Consider the following 11994-nt stretch of genomic DNA (forward strand, 5'->3'; position numbering starts at 1 on the left):
TTTGACGGCCATCAAACATTGGGGCAAGGTGAATGTCGGCACCGGACAGGTTCGGTGCACTTCCCCCACTCCCGCCCCCAGGACGGATGCGCCATGGCAAGACTCGTACAGTTCGACCGGCTCGGCGGCCCCGAGGTCCTGACCCTCCGCGACGTCGAAGTGGGTGCTCCCGGCGCCGCGGAACTACGGATCCGCGTCGACGCGATCGGCCTCAACCGGGCCGAGATCATGTTCCGCGAAGGCAGTTACTTCGACCGGCCGCGCTTCCCCTCCTCGCTCGGCTACGAGGCCGCGGGCGTGGTCGAGGCCGTCGGCGAGGGCGTGGACGGTTTCGCCGAGGGCGACCCGGTCGCGGTCGTGCCGGCGTTTCTGCAGAGCGAGTACGGCACCTACGGCGACCACGTCGTCGTTCCGGCCTCGGCCGTGGTGCCTCGCCCGGCGGACGTCGAGGCCGCCCGGGCGGCAGCCGTGTGGATGGCCTACATCACCGCCTACGGCCCGCTGGCCGAGAGCGGCCGGGTGCGCCCCGGGGACCACGTCCTCATCACGGCGGCCTCCAGCAGTGTCGGCCTGGCCGCCATCCAGGTCGCCCGCCACATCGGCGCGATCCCGATCGTCACCACGCGCGGCCCCGGCAAGAAGCAGCGCCTCCTGGACGCCGGAGCGGCCCATGTGATCGTCACCGACGACGAGGACCTGCCCGCCCGGATCAAGGAGATCACCCACGGCGAGGGCGTCCGCCTGGCCTTCGACCCGATCGCCGGCCCCGGCGTCGAGACCATCGCCCAGGGCATCGCCCCCGGCGGTTTCCTCGTCGTCTACGGCGCGCTCGACCCGCGCCCCACCCCGCTGCCCAACGCACAGTCCTACCCGGCGCTGAACAGCAGCACCTACACCCTCTTCGAGATCACCACGAACCCCGAGCGCCTGCGCCGCGCGGTCGCGTTCGTCAACGCGGGTCTCACCTCGGGCTCCTTCGCCCCGGTCGTGGACCGCACCTTCGACCTCACGGACATCGTCGAGGCCCACCGTTACATGGCGGCCAACGGCCATGTCGGCAAGATCGTCGTCACCGTCACCCACGACGACGCGACGGCGTGAACCGGACCGCCCGTCAGGAGGGGCCGAACCGGGCTGTCCATCACCGGGTGAGCCTGCTCGTCGGCCCCTTCGGGCGAGCGGTCGACGAAGGACTCCTGTTCTCCCGGGCCCGGTGAGCCGCGACCGTCGTACGGCTCGCGCACGCGTCGGAGTGGAACCGGCGCGCGGGAGTGCCGTGTGCACGGCTTCGGGAAGGTGCTCGACGACAGGCCGAGGCCCGCGCAGCGGAGCCCGGTCGCGCCGCGGCGGGGGAGTCCGCGGCGTGACCGGGCCCGTGGGCCGCCCTGGTGTGGTCAGCCGCCCCAGGACGTGTCGTCGCAGCGGGTCTGGGGGACGCAGTCCGCCGTCGTGACGGAATGCGGCCGTGCGGTCTCCGTGTGCTGGACGACCCCCAGGAAACCGAATGCCACAAGGGCGGTGACCGCCGCACAGATCCGGATTCGCTGTGCGCAGATCAGACGCTTCATCACAAATCTCCTGTACTGGTGCCTCGTTGCCCGTGCTTCGTTCTTCTTCGAGTGGCGCTGCGGTGCCGGGGCGCACTGCCCTGCCGAATCCCCCGTGCTCTTGGACGGCAACGGAACGGTCTCTGTTGCTCCGTGATCGGGTTCTGGCCTCGGCGCGATGCCACAGCGGCCGAAAGGACGCGCTGTTCAGTCGTGGTGGGCCGGCTCGGGCGCCGCGCCGGCCGCGCCGACCGAGCCGGCCATGAGCGGCAGGGCGCACATCAGCAACTGCATGCGGTTGCGCGCGCCGGTCTTCGCCCGGATGCGCCGGATGTAGGTGTCCACGGTGTGCCGGCTGAGTGCCATGCGCTGGGCTATCGCGTCGTACGTCAGCCCGTCCGCCATGTGCACGAGCACCTGTCGCTCCCGTCGGCTCAGTGGCGCGGCCGGGGCGGTGACAGCGTGGTCCATTCGCTTGCAGCCCTCCTGGTCGTGAGGCGAGTAGCCGTCTCCGGTGGCGCCGGACCGCGTATTCGTGGTGCGCGGTGCCGGGGTGAGCGAGTCGGGAGAGGGATCCCGGACGATGCCCGGAGAGCCGGGTCTGCCGGGCTCGGCCCTCCGGGAGGAAATCCTGGCCCGGGAGCGGGGCCCAGCGAGGCCGGCAGGCCGGTCATCAAGCTGTCGTGCAAGAAGAGGAGGAGGGGACATAACGGGATAACGGCGCGAAGTGGCGATCGTGTGCCCGTCCGCACCTGGCCCCTGACCTGGGCCGCCCTAGCATGACGGCTGGTCGGGGGCCGGCGGGACCGGTCGTCGGCGCCGGGACCGACTGCGAGGAGGGCACGTGCGCACGCTGCCGGTGGAGGGCGCGGAGTTCGTCGTACGGGACGAGGGTGAGGGGGAGCCCGTGCTGCTCGTCGCGGGCAGCGGGGCGCCCGGGCGGGTCTGGGACCTGCACCAGGTGCCCGCGCTGCGTGCGGCCGGCTTCCGGGTCCTCAGCCTCGACCGCAGACCGGTGCGGGATCCGTCGGTGCCGTCGGAGATGGCAGAGCTGTCGGTGGCGCCGGTGTCGCCGGGGCCGCGCCGTGTCGCGGCGGAACTGTCCCAGGTGTTGCCGGAGTTGGGCATCGGTGCGTGCCGGGTCGTGGGGGCCTCGTTCGGGGGAGAGGTGGTCCAGGAACTCATGCTGGCCCGGCCGGACCTGGTGACCGGGGCCGTGCTGATGGCCACCCGCGGGCGCGGCGACCTGTCCGGCCGGGCGATGGCCGACGCGGAGCGGGAGCTGGCGGCCGAGGGGATGCGCCTGCCTCCCCGCTACGCGGCCTGGCTGCGCGCCGTGCTCAACCTCTCGCCCGCCACCTGGCGCCGTGAGGACGAGATGCTCGACTGGCTCGACCTGTTCGAGGCCGCCGAGCGCGCCGGGACGGCCCCCGTGCCGGCCCCGGCCGGCGGGGAGCCGGAGGACCGGCTCCCCGCGCTCGCCCGGGTGTCCGTGCCGGTGCTGGTACTGGGCTTCCGGCACGACATCGTCGTACCGCCGCACCTGTGCGAGGAGGTCGCCAAGGCGTTTCCCCGGGGGCGGTACTCGGAGATCGCGGACTGCGGGCACTACGGGTACCTGGAGCGGCCCTTGGAGGTGAACGACGCGATGCTGAAGTTCCTCACCACGCTGCCCTGAGCCGCTTGTCGGGCGTCAGCGCTGCTCGCCGGACTCGCGCAGCACGTCCCCGAGCAACCGGTGGGCGAGGGCCAGCCGGTCGGCCGCGGAGAGCCGGGCGAGCGCGGGCCACAGGACGTCGGCGCCCGGGGAGGCGGCGGGCGTGGACGCGACCTCGGCCGGCGCCGGCACGGCCTGAGCGCTGGCGGTGGTCTGAGTGGACTGAGCGGCGGCGGGTGGTGCGGGTGCGGGTGCGGGTGCGGCGGGCGGCTCCGGTGTCTCGGGGGACCCGGGCGTGACGGGGGCGGCGAGCAGCCCGGCGACCGACGGGGCGGTCAGGAGGTCCTGGAGGGCGATCTCCCAGCCGTGGTCGTGCTCCAGGGAGCTGACCAGGCGGGCCGCGTCCAGCGAGGAGCCGCCCAGTTCGAACCAGCCGCCGTCCAGGGCGTCCTGGCCCAGGTAGGTGCGGGCCAGTTTCAGGGCCTGGGCGTGGACGTCGTCGGTCATGGTCATCGCTTCGTTCTCCTTCTGGGGCTCGGTGGAACCGGTGTGCGGGGCGGGAGTCGTCATGGGGTGGGCCGGTGCGGTGCGGCGGGGCCCGGCGGTGCCACGGGCTTCCGGGCGGTTCCCGGCTCCGGCGGTGGTGCGGCGAGGCGTTCGCGGGCCACGGCGGTCAGTGCCGGTCGGTCGGTGCGTACGCCCAGCAGTCCCACGTGGGCCCAGCGGAACGAGGCACGCAGCAGGACGCGCTCCCGCAGACCCGGGCGGATCGTGCCACCGCCGCGGCGGTACGCCGACAACAGCCGGTCGAGCAGCGGTCGGCCGCCGGCCAGGTACTGGTCGACGAAGTCCGCGGCCGGATCGTCGAACGCGGCGTTCGTCCAGTCCAGGACACCGGTCACCCCCTCCGAGCCGGGGCCGACGAGGGTGTGTCCCGGGTGCATGTCGCCGTGGGTGAGCCGGACGCCGTGCGTCCAGTGCCGGTCGTCGTCCAGCCAGGTCCGCCCGTGTGCGTACCAGCGCTCGGGGAGCGGCACGGCGGTCCGGGCCTCTCCGAGCTTCCTCTCCAAATCCTCGCGCACCTGGGCCAGTTCGCGGGGCGGGACGCCCGCGTCCACGGCCTCCTCGACGGGCACGCAGTGCAGGGCGGCGAGGGCGGCGGCGAGGGAGGTCACATAGTCCGTGCCGGGCCGGCCGGTGCCCGCCGCGGGGTGCCACTCGTAGCGGAGGCTGTCCTGGTCCTCCGCCCCGGCGGGGGCGCCCCGGAGTCTGCGGTAGGCGATGAAGGCACGGTCGGCGTGCTCCCAGCGCGGGACGGCGACCGGCAGCGCGGGGCGGACCGCCGTGAGCACGGCGGCCTCGACGGCGATCAGGTCGGCACTGCGGTTGCGGCGCGGCAGCCGGAGGATCCACTCGGTCCCCTCGGTGTCCTGGACCTCCACCACCCAGAAGTCCCAGCCCGCGTCGTTGAGGACCGCCGTCCCCGGGCGCAGCGACAGTCCGCGGGTCGCGGCCGACTCCAGGGCGGTGGCCAGGACTTCACGGGGATCGGTGAGCGTCACGCGGACTCCGTCCGTTCGGGCGTGGCGGGCGTGGCGGGCGTGGCGGGCGTGGCGGGCGTACCGGGCGTGGCGGTCGTAGCGGTAGTGGCCGTCGCGGCGGACGCGCCGGCGCCGGCCTTCGGCTGCTGTGCCGTGCCCGGCAGGGAGCCGCCGAGGAGGTATCCCTCGGGAATGTCGCGCAGGGTGCGCAGCGGCGAGCAGTAGATCCACAGGAACGACAGCGTCGTCGCGATCCCCGCGATCCACAACGTCGTGCGCGCGCCCAGGAGTTGGCCGCAGAGGCCGCCGAGTACCGCGCCCAGCGGCAGGGTGCTCCAGACCAGCAGCCGGTTGAAGGCGCTGACCCGGCCGAGCAGCCGGTCCGGGGTGATGGACTGCCGGAAGGTGACGACGATGACGTTGTAGACGACCATGCCCGTCGAGGAGACGAACAGCCCCAGGCTGACCAGGGACAGCCGCCAGCCGGTGTCCACCAGGGGCACCAGCGTGATCCCCAGGCCGGCCACCAGCGTGGCGGTCCAGATCGCCGGACCGTGCCCCAGCCGCCGCGCCACCTTCGCGGCCAGCACGCCGCCGAGCAGGCCGCCGACGCCCTCGAAGGTCAGCAGCAGGCCGATCACGCCCGCGTCCAGGCCCAGTTGGCCGGCGAGGAGCACCGGGATCATCGGAGTGCCCATGCTCCAGAAGAGGTTGAAGCAGGCGGTGCTGAGGGAGGTCCGCCGCAGCAGCACGTCGCCCAGGACCGCGCGCAGCCCCTCGGCGGCGTCCTTCCGCCAGGAGGCGGCCTCGCCGTCGGCGCGCACGGGCACCGGCTCCCGGCCCCGGACGAACAGCACGCAGGCCGCCGACCACAGATAGCCGCCGATCGACACCAGCACCGCCACCGGCACGGCCAGCGCCTGCACCAGGGCCCCGCCGACACCCGGGCCCGCGGCCTGGGCCACCGACTGGACGACCTGGAGCCGGGTGTTCGCGTCGATCAGCCGCTCCCGCGGCACCAGTGAGGGCACGTAACTCGCGTACCCCACCTCGAAGAAGACCGTGAGCAGCCCGAACACGAACGCGATGACGATGAGTTGGGAGGCGGTGAGGACGCCGGTCCACCAGGCGATCGGAATCCACAGCAGCAGCACGGCGCGGGCGGTGTCCGTGGCGAGCAGCAGCGGGCGCTTGCGTACCCGGTCCGCCCATACGCCGGCCGGGACGCTCGCCAGCAGATAGGGCAGTGACTCGGCGGCCGACAGGGCCCCCACCTGAAGCGGGGAGGCGTCCAGACTGACCACGGCCACCAGCGGCAGGGCCAGTGTCAGGATCTGCGTGCCGAATTGACTGATGCTGTCCGCGAGAAAGATCTGTCGGAAATCGCCCAGCCGCAGAATGCTGTCGGCCGGAATTTTTGGGCGCATGGCGGCAATAGTGCCATGGGAAACTCGACGGGTCACTACGGCCCCGGAAAGTGGCCGGGACCCGGCCGGCCGGGTGGACCGTCCCGCGGCGTGGCCGCCCCGGCGCCCGTGCGATCGCAGGGCTCCGGCCTGCTGTAACGGACGCCCAGGTGGCAGCGGGGGCGACGGTGCGACCAGCGGTGCGGACCCTGTCACGTACTCGCGTTACTTGTAACCGTCACACACCTGTTGATGTAATTGGGGCAGTCGGCACCGATTTCCCCCCGTCGAGTCGAGGCGCATTGTGTGTGCCTGAACTCGCTCTTCACCGATTTTCACGAGCCCTAATCCGATGAGGTTTTCTTCGTGTCACGGACTCGAATGGAATTAAATGCGGCGCGCCCTGCGGAGCCTCCGGTACTGGAGGAGTGGTACCGGCGCCGGCTCGGGCAGGCGCAGCGGGACATCAGCTCCAGCGGAGTACACCCCTACACCTACGCCGAACTGCGCCGGCTGACCGGCCTGGCGGCGACGGACCTCGACGGCGTCCTCGTCGACGACAGCACCTCGCAGGGCTCGCCCGAGCTGCGCCGGGCCATCGCCGACCGCTACCTTCCCGGGCAGGCCGACCGCGTCATGGTCACCCACGGCTCCAGCGAGGCCATCGCCCTCACCCTGGAGACCCTGCTCGGGCCGGGCGACCGGGTGGTGCTGCCCGACATGCTCTACCACTCGCTCGCCCACTACCCGCAGGCGGCCGGCTGCGTCCCGCACCCCGTGTCCCTGGACGCGTTCACCGCGGCCGACACCGACCCCCGGGCCCTGGAGCGGGCGATCCCCCCGGACACCCGGGCCGTGATCGTCAACTTCCCGCACAATCCCACGGGCGTCACCCTGAGCCCGACCGCCTACCGGCGGCTGATCGACCGCGTCGCGGAGATCGACGCGGTCCTGGTCTGGGACGCGGCGACGGCGGAGATGGCCTGGAACGGCCCGGTGCTGCCCGACCCCGGCACGCGGTACCCGCACACCGTCAGCTACGGCACCTTCTCCAAGGCGTTCGGGCTGCCCGGCCTGCGGGTCGGATGGTGCGTCGCCCCGCCGGAGCTGATCGAGCGCGGTTTCACCGTGCGCGACCGCACCACCCTCTTCCTCTCCCCGTTGGTGGAGGCGATCGCCACCGCGGCGATGCGCTCGGCGGACGCCCTGATCGGTCCCCGGCGGACCGAGGCCCGCGCCAATCTGACCGTGCTGGAGAAGTGGGTCGCCGAGCACGAGGGCCTGGTCGCCTGGACGCCCCCGAGCGGCGGGGTCTGCTGCCTGCTGGGACTGCCCGGCGTCCCGGACTCCGCACGCTTCTGCACCGAACTCCTCGAGCGGTACGGCACGTTGCTCGTACCCGGCACCGCCTTCGGACGCGAGGGAGCGGTACGGCTCGGATTCGGCGGCGCCGAGAAGGACTTCACCGACGGACTGGAGACACTCTCCGCGTTCCTGCGCGACGGAGGTGGCCGGTGACGGGGGCGTCCGGCACGGCGGCCGGGGCCGACGCCCTGTCCCGGCTCTGGCGTGAGGTGGTGTCCCGGCACGGTGGCCGCCCCGCCCTCACCGACGGACGTCGCACCCTGACCTACCGTCAACTCGACCTGACGGCACGGGCCGTGGCCGGGCGGCTGGTCGCCGCCGGGGCCGGACCGGGCCGGTACGTGATGCTGGGCGCTCTCGCCCCGCTGGACGCCGTCGTGGGCATGCTGGGCGCGCTCGCCGCGGGCGCCGCCTTCGCCGTCCTGGAGGACGACCTCCCCGAGCCCGCCCGCGCCGCCCGCTGCGCCCGCGTCGACGCGGCTCTGCTCGTGGGCCGGGGTGCGGCGCCCAGCGGGACCGGCCTGCCCCCGTGGGTCGACCTGAGCCCCGAACTGGACGGTCCGGCACCGCAGTCGGCCGGGGGCGACCCGGGCGACCGTACGGCCGTGCCCGCCGGTCCCGCCTACGCGATGTTCACCTCCGGGTCCACCGGCGAGCCCAAGGCCGTCGGGATCGGACGGGACGCGCTGCACGGCTTCGCCCTGGCCGCCGCCGACCGGCTGGCGCTCGGCCCGGGGGACCGTTGGCTGCAACTGGCCTCTCTCGGCTTCGACGTGGTCGTGGAGGAGGTCTTCCCGGTGCTCGCCCGCGGCGGGACCGTCGTCTGCCGTCCCGGCACCGCCGTACCGGACCCCCAGGAGCTGCACGCGCTGCTCGGCGACCTCGAGGTCACCGTCGTGGAACTGTCCACCCAGTACTGGCGCGAGTACGCGCACTGGCTGGACGTCCGGGGTACGACCACCCCGCCCGCGCTGCGCCGGGTGCTGGTCGGCGGCGAGCGGATGGACCCCGACGACTGGCGGCGCTGGGAGCGCGCCGGGCGGGCCGCGCTCGTGCACGTCTACGGGCTCACCGAGTGCACCGTGACCTCCACCATGTACCAGGGCCCGCTGGCGGACGCCGCCGCCGAGGTGCCCGTCGGCACGCCGCTCGCCAACGCCGAGGTGAACGTGCGCGGACCCGGCCGGCACCCCGTGGCGCCCGGCGAGGTCGGGGAGATCCACATCGGCGGGCCCTCGCTGGCCTCCGGTTACCTCGGCGACCCGGAGCAGACCGCCCGGCGGTTCGTCACCGGCCCCCGGCCCGGGGACGGCCGGCTGTACGCCACCGGCGACCTCGGCCGCGTCCTGCCCGACGGCAACGTGGAGTTCCACGGCCGGGTGGACGACCAGATGAAGATCCGCGGCCACCGGCTGGAACCCGCCTCGGTGGAACGCCTGCTCGCCGCCGACCCCTCCGTGGCCCAGGCCGTCGTCCTCGCGGACGCCCGGACCCGCAGCACCCTGCTGGCCTGCCTGGTCCCGGCCGGGCCGGCCCCGACGCCACCGCCGGACGGCGTGCTGCCGGTCACCGCCGAGCAGCGCGCCCGGCTGCTGGCCCGGGTCACCGCCGAACTGCCGGGCTGGGCCGCCCCGCAGCGGCTGTTCTGGACGGGAGCCCTGCCGAAGAACGCGCACGGCAAGGTCGACCGCCGAGGCCTCGCCGCGCGGCTCGCCACGGAGAGCCGGGCGGTGCCCGGACCCGACACGGCGCCCGGTGCTCTCGTCGGCGTCGTCCCGGTGCCCGGTGCTCCGGCGAACGGCGCCCTCGCCTCCGGCGCCTCTGCGGACGGCGACCGCGCGGCGGCCGCCACCCTCGCCCCCGGTGCTACCCGCCTCGGTGCTTCCGCCTCCGCCCTCGGCGCCTCTGCCGTCGCCCCCGGCGCTACCGGCCTCGGTGCTTCCGCCCCGGCTCCCGGCGCCTCTGCCCTCGGCCTCGGTGCTTCCGCCCCGGCTCCCGGCGCCTCTGCCCTCGGCCTCGGTGCTACCGCCCTCGGTGCATCCGCCCCGGCCCCCGCCCCTGGCGCCTCCGCCCCCGCCCCCGGCGCATCGCCCGTGCCCGCCTCCGTCGCATCCGAGCCGCTCCCCATCGTCCTGCGGCGCTTCCGGGACCTGCTCGACGACCCGGAGTTCGGCGTCGACGCGGACTTCTTCGCCGGTGGCGGGCAGTCGATCCTGGCCATGCGCCTGGTCACCGAGCTCCGCGCCGACTTCCCCGGGACCGTCGGGCTGCGTGCGACGACCGTCTTCGACCACCCGACCCCCCGCCGGCTCGCCCACTGGCTCTCGGCGGCGCAGACCCGGCCCCGCTCGGTGTCGACACCGTTCCCACCGGCCGCACCTAAGGAACATAAGGACTGAACTGCCATGGACACACCCTTCGAGGAGCGGCACGTCCTGCTGCTCACCCCGGACGAGGCGCGGCAGACGGCCGAGCTGACCATCGGCGTCGCGGAGCGCCACACCGGTGACGACGACCCGGCGCTCCTGCTCGACCTGCCCAGGCTCGCCGCCGGACTCCCGGTGCGCACCCAGCGGTTCCTGCGCACCTTCGCCATCGACGAACCCACCGGCTACTGCGTGGTCAGCGGGCACCTCTTCGACCAGGACCGCATCGGACCCACCCCTGACCACTGGCGCGGCCGGCCCCGGCCCAACCGGGAGTTCCCCGAGGAGATCCTCGTCCTGCTCTACGCGGCGCTGCTCGGCGAGCCGTTCGGCTGGACCACTCAGCAGGACGGCCGGCTGGTGCACGACATCTTCCCCGTCCGCCGCCACGAGCACGACCAACTGGGACTGGGCAGCGCGGAGTTGCTGACCTGGCACACCGAGGACGCCTTTCACCCGCACCGCGGCGACTACCTGGTGCTGGCGTCTCTGCGCAATCCCGACAAGGTCGCCACCACGGTGGGCTCCTACGCCGACGGATCACTCCCCGACGACGACCTGGAGGTGCTGTTCGAGGAACGCTTCCACATCGCGCCCGACGAGTCGCACCTGCCCAAGAACAACTCCGCCCGCCTCGACGGCGACGCCGAGCGGTTCGCCACGATTGAGCGGCTGATCCACGAACGCCGCCCGGTGGCCGCCCTGTTCGGACCGCGGGAGGAGCCCTACCTGCGGCTGGACCCGTACTTCATGGAGGTCCCCGAGGACGACCCGGAGGCGCGCCGCGCCCTTGACCGCCTGATCGAGGTCGTGGACGGCGGACTGCGCGAGGTCGCCCTGGAACAGGGGGACTGCCTGGTCGTCAACAACCACCGCGTGGTCCACGGCCGGGTGCCCTTCACCGCCCGGTACGACGGTACCGACCGCTGGCTCAAGCGCGTCAACGTCACCCATGACCTGCGCCGCTCCCGCACCATGCGGGCGAGCGCCGGCAACCGCCTGATCGGCTGACGCGGCCGTGGCGGACCTGCCGGCCCTCACGGTCACCACGCTGGAGAAGGCACCGGAGCTGGAACCGGCCGTCGACGAGCTGACCACGGGCAACATGCCCGTGTTCATGAGCTGGGAGTCGCCCGGGAACTGGCGCTGGCACCGGCTCTACGACACCCACCCGGCCCACCAGATCTGCGTGCTGGACGAGGAGGGGCGGCTCGTGGCCGCGGCCAACGGCTTGCCGGTCTCCTGGGACGGTACGGTCGCCGGGCTCCCGGGGGGATCGGACGACGTACTGGTCTCCGCGTTCGACGGGCCCGTCGGCGCTCGCCCCGACACCCTGTGCATGCTCTCCGTCAGCGTGTCACCCCGGCTGCGCGGCACCGGCCTGGCCGAACGGCTGCTCGGCCACGCCCGGGACGCGGCACGCGGCGCGGGCCTGCGCGGGGTGGTCATCCCGGTGCGCCCCACCCGCAAGGCCCGCTACCCGCTCGTCCCGATGGCCGAGTACGCCCGCTGGCGGCGCCCGGACGGAACGCCGTTCGACCCCTGGCTGGCCACCCATGCCGCGCTGGGCGCCGAACTGCTCGCCCCCTGCGACCGCTCGCTGGTGATCAGTCAGCCCGCCGCCCGCTGGGAGGAGGTGACCGGACACCCGCTGCCGGGCCCCGCCCGCCATCTCGTGCCCGGCGCGCTCGCCCCCCTGGAGGTCTCGGCGGACGGCCAAGGCGTCTACGCGGAACCCAACTTCTGGGTGTTCCACCCGGCCGACCCGACCTACTCGGTCCACTCGGTCCACTCGGCCTGCTCGGCCTGCTCGGTCCACTCGGCCGGGCCGGTTCATCCGACCGACTCGGTGCAATCGGCCGAGCCGGTTCACGCGACCGACTCTGTCCAATCGGCCTTCCCGGTCGATCCGCGCCACCCGCCCCACTCGGCCGTCCCGTGCCACCCGGCCCACTCGGTCGATCCGGCCGTCCCGGCCGTCCCGTGCCACCCGGCCCACTCGGCCGGCCCGTTCCACCCCTCCGTCCTCCCGGCCGTCACCTGACCGGCCGC

The 11994-nt window shown here is 73.7% G+C and carries 11 protein-coding genes; 6 read left to right on the forward strand and 5 right to left on the reverse strand.

The annotated features are described in order from the left end of the window. Positions 1–93: 93 nt before the first annotated feature. A complete protein-coding gene (locus ACWDGI_RS31375) occupies positions 94–1101 on the forward strand; it encodes a zinc-dependent alcohol dehydrogenase family protein (RefSeq protein WP_450764749.1) in 1008 nt (335 codons plus the stop codon). 293 nt (positions 1102–1394) lie between these two features. Here ACWDGI_RS31375 and ACWDGI_RS31380 read toward each other — a convergent pair whose 3' ends face one another. Both ACWDGI_RS31380 and ACWDGI_RS31385 read right to left on the reverse strand, forming a co-directional pair. Next, positions 1395–1568: a hypothetical protein gene (locus ACWDGI_RS31380; protein WP_450764751.1), complete on the reverse strand. Its 174-nt coding sequence runs from the start codon at positions 1566–1568 to the stop codon at positions 1395–1397. 186 nt (positions 1569–1754) lie between these two features. Further along, on the reverse strand, positions 1755–2018 hold the full coding sequence (locus ACWDGI_RS31385; protein WP_450764753.1) for a response regulator transcription factor: 264 nt from the start codon (positions 2016–2018) through the stop codon (positions 1755–1757). 373 nt (positions 2019–2391) lie between these two features. Here ACWDGI_RS31385 and ACWDGI_RS31390 point away from each other — a divergent pair, with 373 nt between their 5' ends. Continuing rightward, the gene (locus ACWDGI_RS31390) at positions 2392–3225 is read left to right on the forward strand and encodes an alpha/beta fold hydrolase (RefSeq protein ID WP_450764755.1); all 834 of its coding nucleotides are present in this window, start codon (positions 2392–2394) and stop codon (positions 3223–3225) included. A 15-nt stretch (positions 3226–3240) separates the two neighbouring features. On the opposite strand, the gene ACWDGI_RS31395 is transcribed toward ACWDGI_RS31390, so the two are convergent. The 3 genes from ACWDGI_RS31395 to ACWDGI_RS31405 are packed head-to-tail and all read right to left on the reverse strand — an operon-like array spanning position 3241 to position 6172. Then, on the reverse strand, positions 3241–3717 hold the full coding sequence (locus ACWDGI_RS31395) for a phosphopantetheine-binding protein (RefSeq protein WP_450764757.1): 477 nt from the start codon (positions 3715–3717) through the stop codon (positions 3241–3243). Between the two features lie 53 nt (positions 3718–3770). Next, positions 3771–4766: a phosphotransferase gene (locus ACWDGI_RS31400; protein WP_450764759.1), complete on the reverse strand. Its 996-nt coding sequence runs from the start codon at positions 4764–4766 to the stop codon at positions 3771–3773. Continuing rightward, positions 4763–6172, reverse strand: coding sequence for an MFS transporter (locus ACWDGI_RS31405; RefSeq protein WP_450764761.1), 1410 nt, complete (start codon positions 6170–6172; stop codon positions 4763–4765). Before ACWDGI_RS31405 ends, ACWDGI_RS31400 begins: the two co-directional genes overlap by 4 nt. Before the next feature lie 360 nt (positions 6173–6532). Between ACWDGI_RS31405 and vioD the strand changes: the two genes are divergently transcribed. Genes vioD through ACWDGI_RS31425 form a run of 4 tightly spaced genes read left to right on the forward strand, consistent with a single transcriptional unit; the run spans position 6533 to position 11986 of the window. Then, positions 6533–7669, forward strand: a complete 1137-nt coding sequence (gene vioD / locus ACWDGI_RS31410) for a capreomycidine synthase (protein WP_450764763.1) — start codon at positions 6533–6535, stop codon at positions 7667–7669. Continuing rightward, the gene (locus tag ACWDGI_RS31415; protein WP_450764765.1) at positions 7666–9915 is read left to right on the forward strand and encodes a non-ribosomal peptide synthetase; all 2250 of its coding nucleotides are present in this window, start codon (positions 7666–7668) and stop codon (positions 9913–9915) included. Before vioD ends, ACWDGI_RS31415 begins: the two co-directional genes overlap by 4 nt. Positions 9916–9921: 6 nt before the next feature. Beyond that, entirely contained in the window at positions 9922–10953 is a 1032-nt protein-coding gene (vioC, locus tag ACWDGI_RS31420) for an arginine beta-hydroxylase, Fe(II)/alpha-ketoglutarate-dependent (RefSeq protein ID WP_450764767.1), read from the forward strand. A gap of 7 nt (positions 10954–10960) precedes the next feature. Next, positions 10961–11986: a GNAT family N-acetyltransferase gene (locus tag ACWDGI_RS31425; protein WP_450764769.1), complete on the forward strand. Its 1026-nt coding sequence runs from the start codon at positions 10961–10963 to the stop codon at positions 11984–11986. Positions 11987–11994 lie beyond the last annotated feature (8 nt).

This window comes from Streptomyces sp. NPDC001220 (genome assembly GCF_053597895.1).